Genomic DNA, 26,357 nt, shown 5'->3' with positions numbered 1-26,357 from the left:
CTATTTTACCGATACTTTGTGGGTAAAATAGTTTTGAGCTATTGGTTTATGAAACACATCCATCCCGAAAGTTATCGGGATGAAGTGTGTAAATAACAATCTAATCCTGTAATGGTTGTAGTAATACCGATAAATTGTTTGTGGTATATCCGCATTCGCCAAAAGGTGAAGTTTGAGATGTTGAGGTATAATCAGCATAACCCGCTTTCGTAACTTTTACGATATATGGATTTCCGGGAATACCCATCGAGATAAATCTCCCTTCTGAAGGCACATTTAACGAAGTAGCGCCTGACACAGCTAAAACTGTAACACCTTCTGAAAGCAACGCTCCGCTAACAGCATCTGTTACGGTCACTACCAGAGCCGGCCTCACTTCCTGTGTACAAACAATACTTTTCTTATCATCATCATTACTACAGCCAAAGGCTATAAAAGCAAATAAAAGAACAGTAATTTTTTTCATAATTGATGGTTTATATTTTAGAATAGATGTTCTTATTCTCAGAAGGTTGCGTAGACAAATAAAAAAGGCTGCCTTTACAGACAGCCTTTTCCGGATTTATAAAAACCTTAAAGTAAGTGATTACAGGTCAAATTTGATACCCTGTGCCAATGGCAGCTGTGTACCGTAATTTATTGTATTGGTTTGTCTTCTCATGTAAGCTTTCCATGCATCAGATCCACTTTCGCGGCCTCCGCCTGTTTCTTTCTCACCACCAAAAGCACCACCAATCTCGGCACCCGAAGTACCAATGTTTACGTTAGCGATACCACAGTCAGAACCAGCCTGAGAAAGGAATAATTCCATCTCTCTCATGTTGTTGGTGAAGATCGATGAAGAAAGTCCTTGCGGAACACCATTCTGAAGCGCGATAGCCTGCTCAATAGTACTGTATTTCATGATGTAAAGTATCGGAGCAAAAGTCTCTTCCTGAACAATGTGGAAATGGTTTTCGGCCTCTATGATACATGGCTTAACGTAGCATCCGCTTTCGTAGCCTTCGCCTTCCATTACGCCACCTTCAACAATAACTTTTCCGCCTTCTTGTTTCGCTTTTTCGATAGCATTAAGGTAATCGTTAACCGCACCTTTATCGATAAGCGGACCAACGTGGTTATTGCTGTCAAGAGGGTTACCAATTTTCAGCTGTCCGTATGCATTTTTAAGTACCGCAACAGTTTTATCGTAAACACTTTCGTGGATGATAAGTCGTCGCGTAGAAGTACAACGCTGTCCTGCAGTACCTACTGCTCCGAACACCGCTCCAACCAATACCATGCTAATGTCGGCATGCTCAGAAACGATGATCGCGTTGTTACCACCTAATTCAAGGATGGTGTTACCAAAACGCTCTGCAACAGTTTTAGATACGTGACGGCCTATTCTTGTAGAACCTGTGAACGATACAAGCGGAATGCGCTTGTCGTTGTTTATTAAGTCACCTGACTCGTTACCTACAACAAGGCAGCTAACTCCTTCAGGAATATCATTTCTTTCAAGTACTGTCCTGATTATGTTTTGGCAGGCAATACCACAAAGAGGTGTTTTAGAACTTGGTTTCCAGATACAAACGTCACCACAAACCCATGCAAGCATTGAGTTCCAGCTCCATACTGCAACCGGGAAGTTGAAAGCAGAGATAATACCTACCACACCAAACGGATGCCACTGCTCATACATGCGGTGCATTGGCCTTTCGCTGTGCATAGTAAGTCCGTAAAGCTGACGGGAAAGACCAACTGCAAAATCACAGATGTCGATCATCTCCTGAACTTCACCAAGACCTTCCTGAAGGCTTTTACCCATTTCATACGAAACAAGCTGCCCAAGAGGCTCTTTATATTTTCTTAGCTCATCACCCATCTGGCGAACGATCTCACCTCTTTTAGGTGCAGGAACAAGTCTCCATGTTTTAAAAGCCTCTTCAGCTTTAGCCATAGCAGCCTGGTAATCTTCTTTTGTAGAAGCTTTTACCTTAGCGATAAGCGTACCGTCTACCGGTGAGTATGATTCTATAACGTTACCATTAGCAAACGATTTGCTTCCGGTCGATGTACCATCATTAATATCTTTAATGCCTAATTTTGATAAGGCTTCCTGAATTCCGAATTGGTCGGTAAGTGTTGCCATTTAACTTTTCTGTTATAAATTGTTATATTTTACAAATGTATTGAATTTTGATTAATCCGTAATTTATATCGCTTTAAATTAATTTTAAATGTAAAATAAGCAGATATACTACAGACGGCTGCAATTTTACGAATGTACTGCCTCTTTTTTAAGCACCTCATAATGCTGTTTGCCCCAGTCTATCATTGCCAGAATGATCTCACTAAAGGTCTTGCAATAAGGTGTGGTTTCATATTCTACCAAAATACCCGGTTCATCTTTAACCACTCTTCGTATGATCTTATTCATCTCAAGCTCTTTTAATTCTTTAGACAGCATCCGCGAAGTGATTCCCGGTATGCTGCGCTGTATTTCGCGGTAACGTCTGTTACCGTTGCATAACGAGTTGATGATAGGTATTTTCCATTTGCCGTTGATAACATACAAGGTATCCTGCAAATACTTCATTTCTGCTGCAGCGTCACGTTTTATTTCCTGAGTAGTCTCCATAAACATTGGTATACTTTTGTATACTGCTTACAAATGTATACCAAATCGAAATAACTTTGCTCTATAAATTTTTAAAATTATGAATAAGAGCATATTTATAACCGGAACCAGTAGCGGGCTGGGCAAACTAACCGCTAAATATTTTGCAGAACAGGGATGGAATGTAGCCGCTACCATGCGGACTCCGGAAAAAGAAACCGAACTGACTCAATATCCTAACATCAAAATATTTAAGCTTGATGTTACCGCTGTAGATCAGGCACAAGAGGCTGTCGCCGATGCAATCGCTGCCTTTGGAAAAATTGATGTTGTGGTAAACAATGCGGGCATGGGCGCCTATGGTGCCCTGGAACTGACCGAAGAATCGGCTATTGACTGGCAGTTTGCCGTAAATGTGCGTGGGCCAATAAATGTGATCAGGGCATTTTTACCCCACTTCCGTGAAAACGGCAGCGGCAAGTTCATAAACATCAGTTCTTTTATGGGAGTAACCACGGCAGTGCCATTAGGTTCGCTGTACAACATGTCTAAATTTGCCCTTGAAGGTCTTACCGAAGGTTTGTACTACGAACTTAAACCCCTTAACATCAGCCTGCACCTTATTGAGCAGGGTGGCTCTGAAGGAAACAACTTTGGCAACAGTATCATCTGGCCTGAAAAAGACGGGATAACCGTTTATGATGAATTGACAAACAAGCTAAAACAGCTCATGGCATCCAGAAACCCTGAATTGTTAGACGATCCCCAGATAATTGTAAATGAAATTGCAGCCTTTGCGACAGGAAAAAACAAGGAATTCCGAAAGCTGATAGGCAACTCGGGCAACGGGCTTATGGCAATGCGAAAATCAATGCCTATTGAAGAGTATCTCGAAGCTATAGCAGCAAATTTTGCATAATGAAAAAGCCCTCATAAGAGGGCTTTATATTTTTAAAACAAATTCTTTTTTCGGAAAAGTATCACTCCTACCACCGAAAGTAAAAGCGAAGCTGAAAGGATTATAGCAAAACCATACGGGCTGTCCTGAAGTGAGTTGGGCACATTCATACCATACAAACTTGCCACAAGAGTAGGTATCATCAAAATGATGGAGATAGACGTAAGCCTTTTCATAACCACATTCAGGTTGTTCGAAATTACCGATGCATAGGCATCTAGCATACTTGTAAGGATGTTACTGTAAATAGTGGTAGTATCCTGTGCCTGTTTAATCTCGATTTCAACGTCTTCAATCATTTCAGGATCAAAGGTATCTTTATGTGTCTTTAGGTTCTTTATGCGATAAAACAACAACTCATTACCCTTAAGCGAAGTAATAAAATACTCAAGGCATTTCTCCATCCTGAAAAGTGCCTGTAGATCCTCATTACGAATTGACTTCTCCAGGTTGCTCTCGGCATATTTAATGCCCAAATTTATTTGTTTCAGATATTTCTGGAACCAAATGCTCGACGAAAGCAGCAGCCTGAACACCAGCGAAAAGTTATCGCCAACAGTTATGTTCTTGCGCTGTGAATAGGTAACAAAATCTTCGATAAGCTCATTCTCTACAAAGCAAAGTGATATGCAGGTATGTGCATTAAAGATGATGCCTAATGGTGCTGTGGTATATGGCAATTTTAAATCGTCATTCTTAAAAGGTATCCTTACGATGATAAGGCACCAGCCGTTCTCGAATTCGATACGGGGGCGCTCGTCTATATCTTCGATGTCGTTATAAAAAGCTTCGGGAAGCTTCAGTTCGTCTAGAAGATAACGTTTTTCTGAAAGGGTTGGGTTTACGGCACTTACCCAGATAGAATCTGCATGGGCAGCAGTAGTGGCAAGGCCGGTAGCGTTGTTTTTGTAGTACGTAATCATAAATGCATTCCAAATGTTAGCCAATAAGGAATGCACAAGGGCAGTTCCCTATCGTAAATTAATTAATTCCCGATGATGATAATCGTCCATTATTCGTTTAAAATTTGGCGCAAAGGTACTGCTTATGATCGTATTAATATCTTAAAGCAATTATTTTTTCTCTACGTAGCGCGCATCAGCTTCCAGTACATGACCGCAGTTGGTACAAGTGCGCAGTTGCTCTGAATTATAAAAATATTGAAAATGCGGTAAAAAGTCTTTTTCAATGTTATGAAGTTCAAAATACACTTCATGAAGTTTGTGGTTGCAGTTGTCGCAGAACCAGAGTAACCCGTCGGTAAAACCACGACCTGCACGCACTCTTTCCACCACTAGCCCAATGGAATTCTCACCTCTTACCGGAGAATGGGGCACTTTGCCCGGATGCAGGTACATATCGCCCGCATGAAGTTCCATTTCCTTGCGTTCGCCCTCATCCTGAACGATAACTTTAATGCTGCCTTCGAGTTGGTAGAACAGTTCTTCGGTTTCATTATAATGATAGTCCTTACGGGCGTTAGGCCCTGCAACAACCATTACGATATAATCGTCTGACAGCGGATAGATATTCTTATTTCCAACAGGTGGTTTTAAAAGATGGCGGTTATCGTCTATCCATTTGTTCAGGTTAAAGGGTTTCATGAGTGCCATGAGATGGTATTTTGAATTGAAGCACTAAGGTACGGAGATATTAATGAAAAAATATGATAAAAATCAGGGAGCTTGTACGATCTAAAGAATATTTGCCCCTACTACCATTTCCCGTTAGGGAAACAATTTCGGTAGCACCTGAGACATCCCTCCGCAAAAATTTCCCGTAGGGAATTAATCTAATCCTTATGTTTGTTTATATAATAAAACTATGGCTAATACTTATTCACAAATACATTTACAATTTGTTTTTGCTGTCAAGCATCGTGATTCTTTAATTCAAATTAATTGGAAACAGGAACTCTATCTCTAAATTGCCGGAATTATAGAAAAACAGGGACATAAACTTTTAGCCATAAATGGAATGCCAGATCACATCCATATCTTTATTGGGATGCGCCCTAATCAATCTGTTTCCGATTTACTTCAGGACATCAAAAGAAATTCTTCGCTTTGGATAAATCAAAAAGGATTTATAAATGGAAAATTTGAATGGCAGGAAGGCTATGGTGCATTTTCATATAGCAAATCCCAAGTGAAAGCGGTAATCGATTATATTGAAAATCAAGAGAATCATCACAAAAAGGTTTCTTTTAGAGAAGAATATATCGACTTCCTTCGAAAATTTGAAATCGAATATGATGAACGGTATATTTTTTATGAAATAAATTAATTCCCTACGGGAAATTCAGCCGCGTGCATCACCATTTCTACCGAAATTATTTCCCTAACGGGAAAATGCATAACATCTCACATCCATTTTTGCTTAGCGTGACAGAGTTTAAAGCCCTGATTTTCACACATGAATGAAAACTGCGACTGCGACTGATTACTTGATAACCTCCCTTACCAAATACACATACACCGGAAAATGGTCGCTATACCCCGCTTCACCATTAGCATTACGCAATGGGTAGCCACGGTATCTACCTGTTGGCTGGCGGAGATAATCGGGTTTAAAAATTCCCGCTTTCCAATAACGGAAAGTACTATAATCCTTAGAGATTAATGTTGAGGTCATAATTATCTGGTCGAAAAGATCCCAGGCATCATTGTACGCAACCGTTCCTTCACCTTTTCGGGAAATAGCATCCATAGGGTTAAAGAGTTCGCCGGGTTTCAGATCATCTTTAAATGCTTTTGCCCCAAGCACTTTTGTAATGCTGTTATTATATGGCCCGTCGTTAAAGTCGCCCATGGTAATAATCCTGGCGTTGGGATTAATGCGTACCAGCGAGTCAATTATTTTTCGATTGAGTGAGGCAGCGGCCTCTCTAAAGGGGCTGCTTTTCTTTTCACCTCCGTAGCGTGATGGCCAGTGGTTGACAATAAAATGAATCTCTTCACCGTCAAGCAGGCCGCTTACCAAAAGCTGGTCACGGGTAAAGAGTTTTGGCGATGGTTTCTTTTTCTTTTTTGGCTGGACCTCCTCTATTTTCAGGGTGTCTTTTATAACGAGCGGTATATTTCTATAGCTTACCGGGCGAAAGTTTTTCTTGAGATAAAGGAATCCAACATCTGTTCCACGACTGTCCCGGGAGTCAAAATGTACAATGCCATAACCTTTCTCTATAAGTTGAGGCTGTTTGATGAGTGCTTCAAGTACGCGGCGGTTTTCAAGTTCCGCAAGGCCGATGATCGTTGGCGCTTCGGTATTCTCATCTGTCCCGATCTCAGAAAGCACTTTGGCGATATTTGCCAGCTTGGCATTATATTTTTCTGAAGTCCAGGCCTGTTCACCTCTCGGCAGATATTCATCATCCCCAAATCCCGAATCGTTTATGGTATCAAACAGGTTTTCGACATTATAAAAAGCAACGGTATGCACTTTGAAATTCTTTTTCTGTGCAGATACAAAAGAAGATGTAAGTACAATTAATAAAAATAACAGATTTATTTTTGACTTCATGTTGTTTAATTGGCTCTGCTAAAATAACAATTATTAGCTCCGGAGGAGCGCTATATTTATATAGCGTATAATATAGTTCTTACTCAAAGCTCCGGAGGAGCGACATATAATATGCCGCTCCTCCGGAGCTCAATATTGCCGCTTTTATTGCCTTTCTATAAATATATCGCCCCGCTAGGGCTTTAAAAAAATCAATTAGCGAGTATAATACTATTCCTATTTATTTTACATTTGAAAACCAAAACCAACCAACATAACCTTAATGCGTAGACTGCTACTCATTGTATTGCTGCTTCAGGCTATAGCCCTGCATGCACAGCAAACTGCATCCGTTCTCGGAAAAGTGATCGATTCCAAAACACAGGAGCCCTTACACGGCGCAACAGCTATTTTACAAAGCAGCGGACGTGAGGTGCTCACCAATAGCGACGGCTTTTTTGTACTTGATAAAGTCCCTGATGGCGAACAGTTCCTGACCGTTAGCCTTACTGGCTATATCGCACAGAATTTCATCCTGAAAATGATCGACAGCCGCACACTCGACCTGGGCATCATCATCCTTGAAGAAGATATCACATCCGAACAGCAGCTCGGACTGATAACGTTAACCGATAACGACCTTGCCGATGGCAATAGTGGCTCAGATACTTCAGCAGGATTATTGCAGGCATCGCGCGATGTGTTCCAGCAGTCGGCAGCCTTTAACTGGGGCCCGGCACGTTTCAAGATGCGTGGGCTTGATACCGAATATGGCTCAATACTCATCAACGGAATTACCATGAACCGTGTTTATGACGGCAGACCGCAATGGGCCAACTGGGGCGGGCTTAATGATGCAATACGAAATCAGGAATATACAACAGGTACGGCACCGTCCGACTATACTTTTGGCAGCCTGCTCGGTACACAAGCAATTAATACAAGGGCATCGGCATTTAAAAAGGGAACACGCCTGTCTTTTGCCGGAACCAATACCTATTATGGTTACAGGGCAATGGCTACTTATGCCTCAGGTCCTAAAGCAAATGGCTTCAGCTATGTAGTTTCTGCGTCGCGAAGAGGCACCAATGAAGGTTACTTTGACGGCACTAATTATGGCGGGAATTCATTCTTCATAGCTATAGAGAAACGTTTTAACGATAAACACAGCCTGAACTTTACGGGTATTTATGCCCAAAGCGAGCGCGGACGCAATTCTCCCAACACCCAGGAAGTAACCGACATTACAGGAGTAAAATACAACAGCTATTGGGGCAATTATAATGGTGATAAGCGCAATTCACGCGAAAAAGATGTGGAAGAGCCTATCCTGATGCTCAACCATTACTGGAAGATTGATAGCAAGACAACACTGAATACGAATGTGGCATACCAATTTGGCAAGATTGGCAACAGCCGTATCGATTACAAATATGCGCCAAACCCAGACCCCACGTATTATACCAAAATGCCAAGCTATTTTAATGATCCTGCCGAAGCTGCCAATGCTCCGTTCCTGACCCAAAGACAATTGGATTGGCAGGCTATGTATGACACCAATGCGCTTTCGCCGGATGGCAGGAGCAAATACATAACTTACGAAGACCGTAACGATGATAAGACCTTTACAGGAAATTCAATTCTGTTTACCAGATTATCATCGGCTATTACGCTGAATGCAGGCGCAACATACAAACATCTCAAATCACACAATTATCAAAACCTGACCGATTTACTGGGAGGCAGCTATTTCCTGGATATCAGTCAGTATTATTTTGGCAACTTTTCTCAGCCGGACCTGAACAATCCCAACAGGCAGGTAGGTAAAGGTGATACTTTTGGTTACAACTATAACCTGTTTGCCAATACGCTCGATGCTTTTACCCAGTTCAGGTTCAGTTACAAAAAAGTCGATTTTTATTTATCACAGTCATTCTCTCGTTCGGTGTACCAGCGTGAAGGGCTGTACCGCACCGGTTTGTATCCGAATAATTCTTTTGGCGAAAGCCCAAAAACCGCTTTTGAAAACTTTGGCTTTAAAGGAGGACTGACCTACAAATTCAGTGGCAGGCATTTGTTCGTATTGAATGCACTTCGACAGAGCAGGGCTCCCTCTTTGCGCAATACCTTCTCAAATGCACGATTGAACAATTCGGTTATGAAAGATATTGGCAACGAGACATTATCTAATGTTGATGCTTCCTACCTCTTGCGAATGCCCAAGCTAAAAGCACGCCTTACCGGGTTTTACGCTACAATAGAAAACGCTACTGAAACCTCGTCATTTTATGGCGAAGGTGTTTTTGAAGGCGATGATGCTGATGCCTTTGTAGCCGAAAACCTTACTGGCATAAACAAACGCATGATGGGTGTCGAAATGGGTATCGAATACCAGTTTACACCAACGGTAAAGTTCATGGCTTCGGCTGCACTGGGGAAATACATTTACAGCAACAACCCGAATGTATCGCTTAATAACGATGCACTGGCGGTGATTAGCGACAGTGAAAATCCTAACCCCGACCTACCGCTTACCACAACCGACTTTGGCATGGCTTATTTAAAAAACTACAGACTACCGGGTATGCCACAACAAGCTGTGTCGATAGGCGCCGAATACCGTGATCCACATTATTGGTGGATAGGCGCCAATGCCAATTACCTCGCCTCAAATTATCTTGATGTATCGGCATTGCTACGAACGGAGCACTTCTTTGAAAACCCCGACAGTCCCGGCAATGTGTTCGAGGACATCGACCCGAATCGGGCTAAGCAACTGCTGAAACAGGAAAAATTCAATGCTTTTTACCTTTTCAACATTGTTGGAGGAAAATCGTGGAAAGTCAGCCGTCATACGTATCTTGGTTTCTTTGCAAGCGTAAATAACATCTTCAATAAAACCTACAAGACTGGCGGTTTTGAGCAGTCACGCAATACCAATTATCGCGAACTCGACAACGATATGGATGGTTCGCCTTCTTTTGGCCCAAAATACTACTATGGCTATGGCCGAACCTATTTCCTGAATGTTTACCTTAATCTTTAAGCGATGAAGAAAATTATATCTCTGTTGTTCATAATGTTCTTTGCTTTTGGCTGTGATGATGATACTTCGCTCCCGCCCTATACACCATTGGTTTACCTTGAAGATTTTGAAGATGCCGAAGACGGAACCATTTTAAACACTGAAGGCTTTACCAATGCAGCAGAAACCGGAACTATTCTTTGGAGTGAACAACTATTCAACCGTAATGGCTATGCTGAATTCTTAAGTGAAACCGACGGCACCTCTGCCGCATGGCTTATAACACCTGCTATTGATTTGGGCAAAACAAAGCGGACATTACACTTTCAGTCGGCGCAGCATCATCTGCCGCAAGAAGGCAGCAGTCTTGAGGTTTTCATTTCTGTTGACTATGATAATTCGGACATTGAGTCTGCTACATGGATTCCACTTCAGACAATAACACCCACAATATATACCGAATGGTATAAATTTATTTCATCAGGAGAGATAAGCCTTGAAGAATATTCAGGGCCTGTATATATCGCATTTAAAGCCACCCATACCACAACAGGGAGCAGCAGCTATGCCATAGACAACATCAAGATATATTAAAAAACCTGCAAGCTTACAAGCTTGCAGGTTTAGAGTCTAAACGCAAATAAAGGCCTCTGACGAATTATTTCTAACCCGCAGAAGCATTGCTTCATTAGGCAGGATTAACCACTTCTGACGAAGCGGCAGCGTCCTCATGCTTAGCTTTAGTCTTAACCAGCTTATCAACCCTTGAAACAAGGAAGACAGAGCATATAGTCACAACTGCAATTATATAACCTAAGACATCGTAATGTTCCAGCGGACTGGTTTTGGTTCCCTGGTGTACTATAAAGCCCGCAAATACGGCAGCGATACCTCCTGCAATCTGTTGCAGCGAAGAAGTAATCGCCATATAGGCCCCGCGGTCTTTCATCTCCGGTATACCGGTATTAAGTGTGGTTGCCGGAATCATTCGACTCATGATACCCATAAACATGATCATGTTAATGATAACGATCTCCCACAATGGCGTAGGCCCAAGATTGGTGAAAAAAATTATTGCCACTATCGCAATAAATGATCCGGCAGCAAACAGTCGCACTTTACTCACCTTGTCACTCAGCTTTCCAATAAGCGGCATGATGAATAATACCGAAAGTCCCGTAAAGAAGTAAACCATCTTAAGGTCTTGCTGCGCTATGCCGATATTGTTCACAAGAAAGGCACTGCCAAAAGGCTGGAGCATGAAGCCTCCAACCGAAAGCAATGCAATTGCTGCAAAGCCTACCTGATATTTTTTGTTGCTTACAGTATGCCAAAGATGCAGGAATGCATTCTTGTCTTCCTGCAGGCCGAGGTGTTTATCTACAGGCTGCATTTTAATGATAACACCTATGAGCACCAGTAAACCAAGCCCTGCTATCAAAAGGAACGACGAGTGCCATCCCCACATGTCAGCGCAATATAGGCCAAGAGGTATACCAAGTATCTGGCTCGATGCAAATGCCATTTGTATAAAACCCATTACACGTCCACGCTGTTCGATTACAAATAAGTCGGTCACAATAGCCAGCGATACTGAACCAATAACGCCACCAAAAATTCCCGTCACGATCCTTGCAGCAAGAAGCGTCCAGTAACCTGTTGCCAGGGCACAGAAAAGGGTTCCAAGAATAAAGCCGCTGTAAAAGAATATCAATAGTTTTTTTCGGTCGAATTTATCGGCAAAACCGGCAGCCAGCAGTCCCGATCCACCCGCACTAAAGGCATAGGCCGATACGGCAAGCCCAAACTGGGTCGTGGTCATATCGAGTGTTTTCATTAGTACATCTCCCAGCGGAGAGATTATAATAAAATCGAGAATGATAGTGAACTGCAAAATAGCCAGTAGCGCAATAATGAACTTCTGATAGGAAGTAAAAGAGGGGGTATCTGATTTTTTCTGTTTCATTTTTTGATTGATGATGTGATCTGATTGATGATTGAACTATAATTCGGCACACTTATGTCCCAGGCTGTTTACAAGGCTTATTACCATATCTGCGGTAAGTGTGGGCGACACGACACGAAGCACACAGTCTTCGTCATCTGCATCTATGTTCCATTCCCAAATGGAATGATGTGCATTGAGTGCTTTGTGCACTTCGCAATTGCTGCATAGTTTACCAATGTCGGTCTTAAAAATAAGGAGGTGGTCAGATAGTATATCCATTCGGTTTTGATTTTTATGGTGTAAGCGCCCTGATGACGGACTCGAAGGCTAGTTTCATTTTTTCCTCGGTAAGTATAAAAGGCTTTCCTCCTAAAGCTTTACCTTCCCTATGAAAGTTAAGCATTGTATAGAGAGGGCCATAAGCCACACTCCAAAACACATCAAGAGGAAGCTCTATGAGTTCTTTATTCACAATTGCATTTTTAGTAAACGTCTCGAGCAGTTCTTTAAAGTGGCTCAGCGATCCACCTTTCATTATGCATTCAGCATAGCGAGTATGTTTCATTGCCTCAAAGCACTTTACCTCTACAGGATTGTCAAGAGCAAAAGAAGCACGGTTTTGCCATTGTTTCCATAAACCCTCGCGAAAAGGCATATCAGACGAAAAATCCTTAATTGCAGTAGAAAAGAACTTGTCTCCTATCTCGCTGCCTATTTTTACTATAAGGTCATCTTTATCTTTGTAATAGATATAGAGCGTAGCAACTGATATATTACAGGCCTTTGCCAGCTTATTCATACTAAAGTTCTGTAGCCCATCCTGAACAATTTGCTCAACCGCTTTTTGTATGACCAGCTTTTCTTTATCTGTATCTCTTGTACGCATGCAACCAATTTTGATGCAAATATATAAAATAAATGAATGTTCATTCATTTATAGACAAAAACCTACATAAATAAAAAGTCCCGCCATAAGGCGGGACTTTAATCTATAAATTGGTTTCTTAAGACGTAATCTGTGTGCGATTATTTCTTAACAATAAGGAATTCACTCCTTCTGTTTTCTTTGTGCTGCTCATCAGTACAGTTTTCTTTACAGTCAACTTTAGGCTCACTCTCTCCGTAACCCTGACCAGAGATACGTTCTTTAGCGATACCTTTAGAGATGATGTACTGAACTGTAGATTTAGCCCTGCGATTCGAAAGGTTCATGTTATACTTATCAGTACCTCTGTTATCCGTGTGTGCTTTAACCATAACAACGATAGTTGGGTTAAGCTTCATAGTTTCAACAGCTTTGTCAAGTTCAAATGCAGCCTCTCTTGTTATGTTGCTCTTATCGTATTCGAAGAAGATCTCATTAAGCGCAATTACAGGAATTACAGGAGGAACTACAATCGGAACAAGATCAGCAGCTACATTAACTATACCACCGTTCGTTTTAGCGATTGGGAAGCTGTTATTCTCATAGCCTTCTTTAGAAGCCTGAATAGTGTACACTTTGTTACAATCTACATTGTATGTTACTTTTCCGTCAGGACCAGAAGTACGTCTTTCAATAACGTTATTCTTATCATCAAGGATAGCTACAGAAGCATTAGCCAGGATAGCGCCGGTTTTAGCATCTTTCACTAACACGATAGCTTCAACTCCACATACCGGAGTAGCAAGATAAAGTTTGTCTACACCTGTACGGTTACTTGAGAAGAAACCAATGTTTTTAGCAGCATTAAAGCTGAAAGCGAAATCATCTTTAGCCGTATTAACCGGTGCACCAACATTTTTAGCATCTCCACCTTTAGCAAAATCGATAACAAAAATATCTAATGCTCCAAAACCATTTGGCCTGTCAGAAGAGAAAAATAACCTGCCATCATCAGCGATAAACGGATAATCTTCATTACCACCCGTGTTAACTTTGTTGCCAAGGTTTACCGGCTCGCCATAGCTGTTGTCAGCTTTAATATCCACTTTCCAAATATCAAATCCACCAGTTGTACCTTGTCTGTCAGAAGCAAAATATAATGTTTTACCATCTTTGCTTACAGAGGCATTCTTAGAAGACCATTCTTTATTATTAAAAGGCAATAACTGAGGCTCGCCCCATTTGTCACCATTCTTAACAGCTTTGTAAAGGAAAATTTGTCCGATCTTAAGGTTCATAGCCTTATCTCTTTCAAACTGTTTCTTTTCGTTAAAGCTCTCACTGTTGAAATACATTGTTTTACCATCTGCACTTAGAGCTGCAGGCCCATCATGCCATTTGGTATTCAGGTCAGAAAGCGGTGTAGGCTCACTGAAAGTACCGTTAGCATTGTACGTTGAAGTGTACATGTCAAGATAAGGCTGCTCATTAGTACCATATTTTTTTCTAGCCGTGTTACGTGTAGATGCAAAATAGAAATTGTTGTCATCTGCAAGCACACCACCAAATGATCCGTATTTGTCATCATTGATGTCTAGTACTTTCTCATCATACAGCTTTGGCTGTGATTTTAGTTTTGGAAGGTAATTAGGATCCTGGTTGAACACAACCGCTCTTTGATCCTGAGGGGCAAGCGAAGCAAATTTCTTCATCTGCGTGTTAGCTTCCTCATATTTCCCTTCTGCCTTAAGCATTTGTGCATAGTGGTAATACACATCAGCTTCCTGCTCTGTAGCTGTAGCTTTAGCATACCATTGTACAGCTTCTTTAGAATTAAAGATGTTGTAATAGCTCTCTGCTATCTGTTTGTAAACATAAGGGCTGCCATCCAGTTTCTGGTATTCTTTGGCAGCGTCAATATAGTCAAGACGCGCATACAGCTTGTCGGCTTTTTTTGATTCTTTTGTCTGGGCTGTCATTGCCATGGTAGCAAGTACAAGACCAAGTGTCATATATAAATTCTTCATTTTCTTTAGGTCGGTTTAGGATTAGAAATAACGAGGTGAACGAGATACTTTTTTAGGGAAGTTCAGGTCAAACAACAGCATGATCTCGTGAGAGGCAGGTGTAGTCACTTTCAGGTCAGACACGATATGGTCATAAGCATAACCAAGTTTCAGGTTAGGGGTAATGGCATAGTTAACCATACCGCCAAAACTATCGTCAAGCCTATAGGTTGCGCCTATCTCGAAACGCTCAAAGAATAAGAAGTTTAATGATCCGTCAATTGATGGCGATACATCAAATGCCGATTTCAACATGAAAGACGGTTTCATCTTAAGGTTGTCATTCAGCTGGAATACATAACCTCCCGTTAAGAAGTAGTGGGAAGTCTCAGATCCATATTTAGCCGCCGGATTACTTGGATCTGTACCATTGCTTCCAGGTTTATAGTCAAGGTGCTTGCTCTTAAGCATGTTCGGCACCGAGAATGCTAAATAGTATTTCTGGGTGTAGTAAAAGAATCCTGCTCCAACGTTAAAAAACGTGTTGCTAACGTCTGATGAGAATGCAGGGTCATTAGGATCCGGAACGTTGCCGTTACCGATATCAGTAAAAAGCCCAACGTTATGGAAGGTAGCTCCCGCTTTAAGTCCTAAAGCAATGCGGTGTTCGCCTCCAAGGTTAAGCGTATAAGAGAAATCTGCATAAGCATTAGTCTCCTCTACAGGGCCTATCTTATCGTTAATGACAGATAATCCCAAACCTACATTCTTCCCAACAGGGCTGCTCCCTGAAAAGGTCATTGTGGTTGGTGAATCTTCAATGTCTACCCACTGCTTACGGTATAATAAACCGAAAGAGAGGTTTTCCTTGGATCCTGCATAGGCAGGGTTAATCACGTTCATGTTGTACATGTACTGTGTGTAATGAGGATCCTGCTGGGCCGTAGCGTCAGCAAGGCCGCCAAGAGCCAATAGTGCTGCAAGGTAAAGTTTCTTCATGTAATGTGTGTTTAATAGCTTCATTTCGGTAAAAATATAAAAAAAAACAAACCCCCGCCTATTAGGCAGGGGTTTCTGATATATTTTTTAAAAAAAATTAAAAATTAATCTTGTCTGTTGATGTAAACCCATCCGGTTAATGACTCACCAGTAGTACGTTCTACCATGTAGAAATACGTTCCTGTTGGCAGTTCATCACCTTTATCGGTTTGTCCAACCCATTCTTTAGTATAGTTGCTTCTGCTATATACTTCCTGTCCGTAACGGTTGAAGATGCTAAGTTTCCTTACGCCAAGAGCTGTCAGGTCAAACTCATCATTAAATCCGTCATTGTTAGGAGAAATACCTCGAGGTATATCACAAGCTGTGCTGGTTACGTCAAAAGATTCTGTGCTTACACATCCTTCAGGAGTCGTAATGGTTACAACATATTCACCTAGCTTCTCAGGAACAATCTTACGATCTGTAGATGTAAATTCTGGTCCTGTCCATGAATAAGTAGCCGTATCCGGATCGAAAGAACCATTTACGTCTGTTGCCTCAAGGCTGTAAACATTCTTCTCACAATTATCAATAACTGAAATTAGGATTACTGTGGTATCCTGAGATAATGTGGCAGTCTCAGAGTGAGAACATAGTCCTCCCCTTGTTACCTCAACCTGATAGTCACCAAATGCAGATCCGACAATACTCTTACCAGTCTGACCTGTTTGCTCAATACCATCAATAAACCATTTATAAGTTACATCAGTACCATCTACGTCGAAGTTAGCACCGGTAACAGAAATAGTAACAAAAGAAGGTACACAAGCGGTATATGGTCCGCCAAGGGTAAACTGTGGCGAAGGTATGATGTTAACCATAAATGATTTCTCATCGTTACACGCCGGATTATCCTGAGCTTCAGCATAAACATAGATACGCTGAGAAGAAGTAACAGGATCATTAACATTTAACTGAAGCCCTGTTTTACCCGGACCAGTCCAATATGTATTAAGAGGACTTAAAGCAGTTAATATATACTGATCACATTCAGTTACGTCAACCAAAGCATCAGCAACAGGCGTAGGAGAAATAGTTACTCTAAAACGATCCTCTGTAAAACAGTTAGGCGTAGTTGCTGTTTCTGCATATACATAGATTGTCTCAGAAGATGTAACTACATAATCATCAGCCAGTAGCGTACCGGTTCCGTTAGGACCTCCGGGAGCTGTATAGTAAGAACCTACAGCAGGAGCAGTAAGTGCATAGCTATCACATGCTTTAACATCTTCAATATCACCAACCTGTGGTACTACATTGATTGTTACAACAAACGAGTCTTCAGCTGAACAAGCCACACTGCCCGAAGCCGCATATACATAAATTGTATGTGCACCCGCGCCAAGAACTTGTCCGGCAGCAGCATCAATACCAATAACAGTACCGGCATTTAGCTGTGTACCAGTTCCACCAGCGCCTGTATAATAAGCACCGTTAGCTGTTAAAGCAGGAAGCTCATAGCTGTCACAAGCTGTAACATCTACAGGGGCAACAACAGTCTGTTTAGGATAAACAGTAAGTGTTGAAGTTCCTGTGCTTACACATCCGTGGTTATTTACCGTAACTACATATATACCACCAACATTTGTTGTAATAGAACTTGTAGTATCCGGTATTGCACCACCATCACGTGTCCAGCTGTATGTAGCAACTGAGAAGTCTTCAAGCGGACCAGGAGTTACTGCAATAGTAGAAGTAACGTCGTCACATATAGTAGCATCCGGTGTAATCGAGAATACAGGAGGTACGTTAGTAACATCCACTTCAAATGACCTTGTAATATAACATGGAGCATCACCTCTCATTATTCTAACCCAAACTGTAACTGTAGCATTAGTTACAAACGCAGCTGGAGTAGCTATACCATTAGTCTGGTCAATAGCATCCTGTTCTGTTGGATAGTATTCGAATACATATCCTGTAGGATCAGCGAATACATTTGCTGTTGCTTCTGCAAGATCAAATGTAACATCTTCTCCATTACCACATTTTGTAATATCAACCGGATCTGTTGCAGGAATAATTACTTCTTCCACATTAATTGTGAAGTCAGTATCCCTTACAACAACCTCTCCGCTACAAAGAACGTAAGAAGCGCGTGCTGTCATTACAGTTTTACCAGAAGTAGCACATACATTAATGTGAGTATCGGTACTGAAAGGGCCACCATCTTTTAGCCATTCGAAATCTACAGATGTAGCTCCGTTTGGTGTAAACCTCCAGGCTTCATTCTCAGCAGTCCAAGGACCAGTGTTTCTTCCAGGAGGAGTAAATCCTACATCTCCTGCACCGTTCTGAATTCCAACAAGTCCTACACCACCTTGCCAGCCTGTACATGGTACTCTTCGTTTAACATATACTTCAATGATGTTAGTGATCTCATAAATAACAATTTGAGAACTTTGAGCTCCAATCAGCTGGTCTTCTGGAGTGTCATCACTACAATTAAACTGTGCAAGCCCATTAAAACTAACAACCAAAGCACGACATGGGTAGTTACCCAATACCTGATAATTGATATTTGGACTGTCCCAGTCATTGTTACCCGGGCTAGGATCTGTATCCTGGTAAACCCCATAGATAGCATTCCTTTGAGGGAATGCAGGATTAGGAATTGTCTGAGTAAATGCATATCCACTACCACCGTACGCAGGTTGGTTAGCATTAAAGCTTACGATACCATTAGATCCTACCTGAGCAGCGTTATAAACACTTCCCATAAAACAGAATTCAAATGGAAGCACAATTTTAGGCGACCATATATCATCCCTATCAATTGGCATTTCAGTACCTCCTACAGAAGGGAATGGCTGAACAAATGGTATGCTTGTAACTTCATAAGAAGTAGTTTCGGCAGCTGCAGCATAGTAGCTCGCATCAAACTCGACACACGCATTTTCGCCCGGACAGATATAAAATTCAGTATCAGGTGTAATAACATTAAGATCCGGATCCGTTACAACCACGTCAGCACATGCCGGCGGGCTAAATAATGAGAATCTAACTTCTCCAGACCAGAAACTCTTATCATTAGTACCACATAGAGCTCTTACATAGTATTCGTATAGCGTACCTTCAACAAGGTTAGCAAATACATAATAAGGATCGTCAACAATTACGCTTGTAACAGGGTTCTGCGAAGGGAAAGCTCCGCCCTGGGACTGAATAACAACTTCCCATTGTTCTTCTGCTCCACCCGGTGTCCAGCTCAAACGTGTAGCATTTGGTACGTTTACCACGCTCTCACTTACAAGGTTAGTAGGCTGATCACATGTAATTGTAGAACAGTATGACATACCTTCATAGATAACAGTAGTTTTTTCAGAAGTTCCTGAACCAGGAAGTTTAGAGAAAACCGTTTGGCTGCTAAAAGGATTTACAACTGCCAATCCGATATCGCCTGTACCGCCAGCGTTCCAAAGTAGTTCATAAGGTACTCCCTTACAAAGTGGAACTGTAACAGTAACAGGGCCTGCGCCTGATGTAAATGTAGAACCAATAGTTGCAACTATCTGTCCTGCCTGAAGAATACTTACAGTATTACCATTCCATCCGTCGCCGGTATCAGTCATTACAAAGTTAATAGGACACTGATCTACAATTTCACATACGTTTGTATTGAAATTGTATGGACCACTCCAACGACTTACATCGTTAGGACCACAAAGTGCTCTTACATAATATTTATATTTTGTACCGCTTGTTAACCCTTCATAAAGAGGAGTTGTGCTCGATACAGTAGTACCTACACCTACAGGATCAGTATTTAGTGGTGCTGCAGCATTTACAGGCACTACATAAACCTCCCATGATGTTGCAGCAAGGGCTTCTGTCCAGCCAAGAGTGGCAGACGTCATACCTATACCTGTAGCAGTAAGGGCTGTAGGCTGAGGACATGTTACTACCCTCGCACTGATATTGTCGATAGCACCAGCCGGTGCAGTACCGCCACTACCATCATTTCTCCATTCGAAAACAATTCTTCTCGCACCGGTCATTCCCGTAACGTCAAGCAAATGCTCAGCAGTCGTCCAGGTATTGTTATTATTTAGATTCGCTGTTATTAACGAACCTCCCGATGCAGTTGTAATCTGAGTACCCGGTGTTGGTACAAATGTTACAGGTACAATCCATACTCTTAAATAATCACAACAGCTTTCTCCAAGGGCTTTCCAGTCGTATTTTAACACCACCTGGTTTGAAGCTATAGGAGTAGGAAGTAAAACATCCCTGTAAGCATGCGTTACAGAATTAGTGTTTACCGTATAGTTGTTAGTAACACCTTCATCATTAGAAATGTATAATGATTTGGCCGCACTATTAAATGTTGCCGTTCCAATTACCCATTTATTTACCTGAGTACCCGAATTTAACGTAAATGATGGATTATCAGTTCCGTCAAAGTTTTGAGTATAAGGCATTGTAGCAGGAATCTGCGGAGTTGTAAAATTAAGCGGACCTGTCCAGAAACTAACGCTTGATCCACAATTACTTCTTACCCATACATTATAATTAGTATTATCTGTAAGACCTGTAATCGTAGCCGTTGCAGGGGTTACGTTATTACTTGGAACAGTTGTTGCAGTAGGCGGGGTAGCAGATGTCGAATAATAATAATCGTAGCTTCCCGGATTCATTGCAGGTGCTGTCCAGTTTACAGTAGCTGTATTAGGCGTAACACCTCCAAGCACTAGTGCAGTTGGTGCAGCACAAGGAACAATCGTTATTTCGATGTTATCAACAGCAGCAGGAGGCTGAGCACCACCACCACCATCGTTTCTCCATTCGAATACTATCCTTTGTGTAGTACTGTTCCATGTAGCAGGAACATTTACAACATTGGTTGACGTTGTCCAGGTAGTACCACCATTCAGGTTAAAGTTACCTCCCGAAACCTGAACACCTCCAGAAGTTGCAGCAGTAATCTGCGCACCTGGCGATGGAGTCCATGTAGCCGGAACAACCCATACTCTGAAATAATCATAAATACTCTCACCCTGAGCTTTCCAGTCAAATTTAACAAGAAGCTGACCTGAAGGCATAGCTGAAGCTGCAGGTATCTGGATATCTCTGTAAGCCTGAGTTACAGAAAGAGAAGATGTAGTATAGGCATTGCTTACACCGTTATCATTGGTTATATATAGCGAGTTAGCCGCACTGTTAAACGTTGCAGGACCAACAAACCATTTATTTGCCTGTGCTCCGTTTAACAAAGTAAAGCTATGCGCTCCTCCATCAAAATTCTGTGCATAAGGCACAGAGGCAGGAACCTGAGCTGTGTAGAAGTTAAGTGGACCTATCCAGAAACTTGTTCCTGAGGCACCACAATTACTTCTTACCCATACATTATAGCTTGTAGCATCTGCTAAACCTGAAAGCGATACTGTTGAATCAACCACGTTACCGGTTGGCGTTGTAGTATCTGTAGGCGGCGTTGTATTTGTAGAATAATAATAATCATAACTTCCCGGAATTAAAGCCGGTGCAGTCCAGATTACTGTCGCGCTATTATTAGTAGGAGCCCCATCAAGTCCTAAAGAAAGAGGAGCCGGACATGTAATAACTTTAAAATTAATATTATCTATTGCTGCAGGAGGATTAGTTCCGGCACCACCATCATTTCTCCATTCAAAAATAATTCTTCGGGGAGTATTCAAATCTGCTGCAGGTATCGCAACAACGTTATTAGAAGTCTTCCATGTAGGGCTTCCGGTAAAGTTACCACCTATCTGAGTTCCTCCACTCGCTGCCGCAGTAATTAGCGTACCCGGTGTTGGTGTAAACGAAACAGGTACATTCCAAACCCTGAAGTAATCTGCATTTTCACCCACAGTCTTATAGTCAAATTGAAGAAGAGCCTGTCCTGATGGTACTGACGTTGGAATCGTTATGTCCCTGTATGCATGAACAACAGCAGCAAGTGTGTTGTCATAAGCATTGGTCGTACCGGTAGTGTTAGAGATGTATAGCGAATTTGCAGCACTTGCAAATGTCGCGCCTCCAACTACCCATTTGTTAGCCAAATTGCCATTACTTAACGTAAAGTTACTTGGGCCACCATCGAAATTCTGGGTATATGGCATTGTGTCCGGTACCTGAGGGGTACTGAAGCTTATAGGGCCGGTCCAGAAACTCTTATCTGTATCACTACAATGTGCCCTTACCCATACATAATAGAATGTACTTGCGGCTAAAGGAGTTATAGTAGCAGTTGTACCAGGTACGTTTTGAGTAGGTACAGTTGTAGCTGTAGGTACTGGTACTGGTGTGTTGCTCACATATACATCATAGCTTGCAGGCACTATTGCCGGTGCAGTCCAGTTTACAACTCCACTGGTTGTATTAAGCGGCCCCATTACAAGTGCTGTAGGCTGAGGACATGTAACAATAGAAAGATTAATATTATCTATAGCCGCACTAGGTGCAGTACCAACACTATCATCATTTGTCCATTCGAATACAAGCCTCATTACACTATTGTTCCAACTTGTCGGAGCAGTAATAATAGTGTTAAAATTTGTCCAGTTAGGCGTAACATTCATGGTTCCGCCAATTTGTGTACCTCCCGAAGTGGCAGCACTTACAGCTGTACCCGGTGTTGGAGTCCATGAAGAAGGAACCATGTAAACTTTCAGGTAATCACAACATGACTCACCAAATGCTTTCCAGTCAAAGCTGATCGCTATCTGTCCGACATTTAAAGGCATCTGAATGTCTCTGTATGCCTGAACTATACTTGGTGTAGTAAGGCTATAGTCATTCGTCGTACCGCCATTATTAGATATATAAAGTGAGTTTGCAGGGCTATTGTTAGTAGCTCCACCCACAACCCATTTATTAACCTGTGTACCATTATTTAAGGTAAAACCATGTGGTGCACCATCAAAATTCTGGGTATAGTTCATAGGAGCAGGAACCTGCGTAGTTGTAAACTGGTAAGGTCCGGACCAAATACTGAACTGGCCTCCGCCACAACTCTCTCTTACATAATATTCGTATGTTGTAGCAGAGCTAAACAAAACACCTGCACTGGTACTACCTACAACATTACCTGTATTAGTAGCTACAGTATTCACCGGAGCTCCTGCAGCAGGAAGGCCGGCACCGGCATTTTGAACAGCTATCTCCCACGAAGTAGCAGTTGCTGTTCCTTTTGTCCAGCCAAGGGTTGCCTGCATACCTGATACAACAGCAGTACCTGCAGTTGGAAGCGCACAGAATACCTGCTGTATAGCAAGCGTATAATTTGTAGTTTGCGGTGTACCGTTTGTAGATATAACAAAGTAGTAAGTTGTACCTGCGGTCATCGACTGAGCCGGAATATTAACGGGAGTCGTGGCACTTGCCACTCCACCATTAATACAAGCAACACCTATGTTAGCACAGCTGCTGTACATAAATACACCCGCCGGACCACCTGTGCCCGTCAGGGAGATATTATATACACCTGTAGCATTAGGAGTATAAGAATATACAACGTCATTACCTGCAAGGTAGTTACCAGTACTGTTACAGCCTGTACCGGATAAACCTTCATAAAAATCTGCAAAAGCACTAGTGTTTCCGGAAACGCTTTGGTTACCCGGAGGAATTACCAGCGGTTCGGCACAGGTTTCTCCAAGACATCTTGCTTTGAAGAATACCGGGCCCAACCATGCGCTTGTCCCGTCGTCAGAACATTTTGAACGCACATAGTACTTGTAATTAGTACATGGTGTAAGTCCTGTTTTAGTATAAGGAAGCGGACCAGAATAAACCTGACCCACACCTGTTGGCACAGCAGTATCAAGAACAACCTCGATTTCCCACGACGTAGCCGCAGGAGCAGGAACAGTCCAGCTTAATGAAGCCGTTGTTGTTGTTGTTGCAGTTACTACCCCATTTGTAGGTGGCAGACATTTTGCTGTTACCTTAACATCATCAAGGAACCAACGGTCTTTGTCATCTCCCTGCATTACAAACGCAAGACGCACCTGTGTTCCTGCCGGATAAAAGGTAGCATCGTTTGGAATTTCGAAAACCTGTGCAGTCCACTGAGAAAAGTTGGTAGGATCCAGCTCTGTTTCGGTGTACGTTTTTAACAACCTTCCAGTCGTTAAATTTGTAAAGTCAGCAACCGTAACTGGCGCAGCTGCATCAGTAACCTTCATAAGGTATACTTTGTAAACACCTCCTGAATCCTGGCCTATAGTCAGCCTCGACTGAAAACCCAATTGCGCATTTGCAATCATCGGGAATGCTTCAGTAATCAGCCAGTCCGAAGGAATAGCTGCTGTTGGCCCTACGTTTTCCTTTTGAAGGTACGCAGAATGCCCTGTTCCGCCAAATGGTGGCTGCGAGCTAACATTTGGTGTCGTTTGAACCCACGTTTGTTGTGGCCCGTACTCATTGATGACTACCCAGTTTGGCGGTGCTGCCGGCGTGCCCGCGGGATAACCCGGCGGAACAACCCATGGATCATCGAAATGATTCACCGGTAGCTGAGCATACGCAAAAAAGGACATCAATGATACTACGATCATTAAAGTAATTTTTTTCATAATTTATGGTTTAGCTAAATTTAATCTCCAAATTTAAAAAAATATAACATATACATAACAATTTCGTGAAATTTAACATATTTTCTGAAAATTGCCATTTTTACAATAAATATGGGATTCCAATGCCCTATTTTTCGTAGTTTTACACTTTTATCACAAAGATATGCTTGAAAAAGAGACAATTAAATTCGAAAGAACAATTATAGCAGGGGTAATTACGCAGTCGCAAAGTGAAGAAAAGCTTAACGAGTACCTTGACGAGTTAGATTTTTTAACATTCACCGCAGGCGGAGAAGTAATTAAACGTTTTTCACAAAAAATGGAGCGCCCAAACCCGAAAACGTTTCTCGGTACAGGTAAAATTGAAGAAATACACCTATATATTAAGGAGAACAATATTTCGACCATTATTTTTGATGACGAACTTACACCCGCCCAGCAAAAGAATATCACCAAAATACTTGATATTAAAGTATTAGACAGAACGAACCTGATCCTGGATATTTTCGCGCAGCGCGCCGAAACTTCTTATGCCCGTACACAGGTAGAGCTGGCACAGTGCCAATACTTGCTGCCAAGGTTATCGGGTATGTGGACACACCTTGAGCGTCAGCGGGGTGGTATTGGTATGCGCGGACCCGGTGAAACAGAGATTGAGACCGACAGGCGTATCGTGCGCGATCGTATTGCATTGCTAAAAGAAAAGATACGAACCATCGACAGGCAAATGTCGGTACAGCGAAGCAACCGTGGCGCCATGGTAAGGGTTGCCCTTGTAGGGTATACCAATGTGGGTAAATCGACACTCATGAATGTTATCAGTAAAAGCGAAGTGTTCGTAGAAAACAAGCTTTTTGCTACACTTGATACGACCGTTAGAAAAGTAGTTATTAAAAACCTGCCATTCCTGCTGTCTGATACTGTAGGGTTTATCAGAAAACTACCTACACAGCTTATCGAGTCATTTAAAAGTACACTTGATGAAGTTCGCGAAGCCGACCTGTTATTACATGTTGTTGATATTTCACACCCAGAGTTTGAAGACCATATTGCATCGGTAAACCAGATCCTTCAGGATATAAAGTGTGTTGATAAGCCGACCATTATGGTGTTCAACAAAATAGATGCCTATAAACCGCTTACCATTGATGCTGATGACCTGATGACTGAAAAAACATCACGCCATCACACACTTGAAGAGTGGAAAGATACATGGATGAGCAACGTTGGCGAAGAGAATGCGCTTTTCATCTCAGCTGTCAATAAAGAGAACTTTGAAGAATTCAGGGAAAAGGTATACGAAGCCGTTAGGGAGATACACATCTCGCGTTTTCCATACAATAAGTTCCTGTATCCTGACTATAAAGAGAATCACGCCGAAGAAAAAGAATAAAAGAAGCCCATCAAAAATATGATGGGCTTCTTTGTTTTATAACTATACCTATATATTAAGGTGTAAATTATTTTAGAATCCATAATTGGCAGCTACGCCAAACACCTGTCTAACCTGTAATCCGCGGTAAGCGTTATCATCGTAAATGGTTTGGAACGAAAGGTTTGTAGTCAGGTAGCGGTTAATACGCAGCAATATATTAAGCTGATAGTTGATATCCACGTTCTGGGGATCTTCAAGATAGTTAGAATAAAGCCCCAGTATATTTTCAAAGGTTACATTGGCAATAACATCAAGCTTATAATACATCGAAGCACTGAAACCCAACTCATAACGCATAGAATTGCCTTCTTTTACACCAAAGTAAGCCTCATCAGGCAAGGTGTAGTCAGGGTCAACAAATGTAAATTTAGAGGTTGCAGGAGAAAGGTTTACAAAGAAGTTATCATCTCTTTTATAGAGCATACCCGGACCTACC

General features: G+C 41.9%; 16 protein-coding genes and 2 pseudogenes. 5 read left to right on the top strand and 13 right to left on the bottom strand.

Annotated elements, in window-relative coordinates:
• Window positions 1–100: 100 nt before the first annotated feature.
• From ACX0HA_RS17090 to ACX0HA_RS17080, 3 genes are all read right to left on the bottom strand, one after another.
• The gene (locus tag ACX0HA_RS17090; RefSeq protein ID WP_458846522.1) at window positions 101–466 is read right to left on the bottom strand and encodes a peptidase associated/transthyretin-like domain-containing protein; all 366 of its coding nucleotides are present in this window, start codon (window positions 464–466) and stop codon (window positions 101–103) included.
• 120 nt (window positions 467–586) lie between these two features.
• On the bottom strand, window positions 587–2,134 hold the full coding sequence (gene amaB / locus ACX0HA_RS17085) for an L-piperidine-6-carboxylate dehydrogenase (RefSeq protein ID WP_458846521.1): 1,548 nt from the start codon (window positions 2,132–2,134) through the stop codon (window positions 587–589).
• Between the two features lie 126 nt (window positions 2,135–2,260).
• Window positions 2,261–2,623: a winged helix-turn-helix transcriptional regulator gene (locus ACX0HA_RS17080; RefSeq protein WP_458846520.1), complete on the bottom strand. Its 363-nt coding sequence runs from the start codon at window positions 2,621–2,623 to the stop codon at window positions 2,261–2,263.
• A 79-nt stretch (window positions 2,624–2,702) separates the two neighbouring features.
• On the opposite strand from ACX0HA_RS17080, the gene ACX0HA_RS17075 reads away from it, so the two are divergent.
• Window positions 2,703–3,521, top strand: coding sequence for an SDR family oxidoreductase (locus tag ACX0HA_RS17075; RefSeq protein ID WP_458846519.1), 819 nt, complete (start codon window positions 2,703–2,705; stop codon window positions 3,519–3,521).
• 32 nt (window positions 3,522–3,553) lie between these two features.
• Here ACX0HA_RS17075 and ACX0HA_RS17070 read toward each other — a convergent pair whose 3' ends face one another.
• Window positions 3,554–4,483, bottom strand: a complete 930-nt coding sequence (locus ACX0HA_RS17070) for a magnesium transporter CorA family protein (protein WP_458846518.1) — start codon at window positions 4,481–4,483, stop codon at window positions 3,554–3,556.
• 150 nt (window positions 4,484–4,633) lie between these two features.
• A complete protein-coding gene (locus ACX0HA_RS17065; RefSeq protein ID WP_458846517.1) occupies window positions 4,634–5,173 on the bottom strand; it encodes a 3-hydroxyanthranilate 3,4-dioxygenase in 540 nt (179 codons plus the stop codon).
• A gap of 211 nt (window positions 5,174–5,384) precedes the next feature.
• Between ACX0HA_RS17065 and tnpA the strand changes: the two are divergent.
• A pseudogene (gene tnpA / locus ACX0HA_RS17060) lies at window positions 5,385–5,846 on the top strand (IS200/IS605 family transposase).
• Between the two features lie 156 nt (window positions 5,847–6,002).
• Here tnpA and ACX0HA_RS17055 read toward each other — a convergent pair.
• A complete protein-coding gene (locus ACX0HA_RS17055) occupies window positions 6,003–7,082 on the bottom strand; it encodes an endonuclease/exonuclease/phosphatase family protein (RefSeq protein ID WP_458846516.1) in 1,080 nt (359 codons plus the stop codon).
• 262 nt (window positions 7,083–7,344) lie between these two features.
• On the opposite strand from ACX0HA_RS17055, the gene ACX0HA_RS17050 reads away from it, so the two are divergent.
• Complete coding sequence (locus ACX0HA_RS17050; protein WP_458846515.1) at window positions 7,345–10,107, top strand: carboxypeptidase-like regulatory domain-containing protein; 2,763 nt, start codon at window positions 7,345–7,347, stop codon at window positions 10,105–10,107.
• 3 nt (window positions 10,108–10,110) lie between these two features.
• Complete coding sequence (locus tag ACX0HA_RS17045; RefSeq protein WP_458846514.1) at window positions 10,111–10,680, top strand: choice-of-anchor J domain-containing protein; 570 nt, start codon at window positions 10,111–10,113, stop codon at window positions 10,678–10,680.
• A gap of 94 nt (window positions 10,681–10,774) precedes the next feature.
• Here the strand turns inward: ACX0HA_RS17045 and ACX0HA_RS17040 are convergent, their stop codons facing one another.
• From ACX0HA_RS17040 to ACX0HA_RS17015, 6 genes are all read right to left on the bottom strand, one after another.
• On the bottom strand, window positions 10,775–12,052 hold the full coding sequence (locus ACX0HA_RS17040; RefSeq protein WP_458846513.1) for an MFS transporter: 1,278 nt from the start codon (window positions 12,050–12,052) through the stop codon (window positions 10,775–10,777).
• Between the two features lie 36 nt (window positions 12,053–12,088).
• On the bottom strand, window positions 12,089–12,313 hold the full coding sequence (locus ACX0HA_RS17035; protein WP_458846512.1) for a hypothetical protein: 225 nt from the start codon (window positions 12,311–12,313) through the stop codon (window positions 12,089–12,091).
• 13 nt (window positions 12,314–12,326) lie between these two features.
• On the bottom strand, window positions 12,327–12,920 hold the full coding sequence (locus ACX0HA_RS17030; RefSeq protein WP_458846511.1) for a TetR/AcrR family transcriptional regulator: 594 nt from the start codon (window positions 12,918–12,920) through the stop codon (window positions 12,327–12,329).
• Between the two features lie 140 nt (window positions 12,921–13,060).
• Window positions 13,061–14,926 carry an OmpA family protein gene (locus ACX0HA_RS17025; protein ID WP_458846510.1) on the bottom strand — a complete coding sequence of 622 codons (1,866 nt, stop codon included), beginning with the start codon at window positions 14,924–14,926 and terminating at the stop codon, window positions 13,061–13,063.
• A 21-nt stretch (window positions 14,927–14,947) separates the two neighbouring features.
• The gene (locus tag ACX0HA_RS17020; RefSeq protein WP_458846509.1) at window positions 14,948–15,904 is read right to left on the bottom strand and encodes a PorP/SprF family type IX secretion system membrane protein; all 957 of its coding nucleotides are present in this window, start codon (window positions 15,902–15,904) and stop codon (window positions 14,948–14,950) included.
• 104 nt (window positions 15,905–16,008) lie between these two features.
• Entirely contained in the window at window positions 16,009–24,486 is an 8,478-nt protein-coding gene (locus tag ACX0HA_RS17015) for a fibronectin type III domain-containing protein (protein ID WP_458846508.1), read from the bottom strand.
• A 163-nt stretch (window positions 24,487–24,649) separates the two neighbouring features.
• Here ACX0HA_RS17015 and hflX point away from each other — a divergent pair, with 163 nt between their 5' ends.
• The gene (gene hflX / locus ACX0HA_RS17010) at window positions 24,650–25,879 is read left to right on the top strand and encodes a GTPase HflX (RefSeq protein WP_458846507.1); all 1,230 of its coding nucleotides are present in this window, start codon (window positions 24,650–24,652) and stop codon (window positions 25,877–25,879) included.
• Between the two features lie 72 nt (window positions 25,880–25,951).
• Here hflX and ACX0HA_RS17005 read toward each other — a convergent pair.
• Window positions 25,952–26,357: pseudogene (locus ACX0HA_RS17005) on the bottom strand (DUF3078 domain-containing protein); the annotation flags it as partial.

It is taken from the genome of Flavobacterium hauense (genome assembly GCF_054457175.1).
The sequence above is the reverse complement of the archived record's forward strand: the minus strand, read 5'-3'. Positions and strand labels throughout refer to the sequence as shown.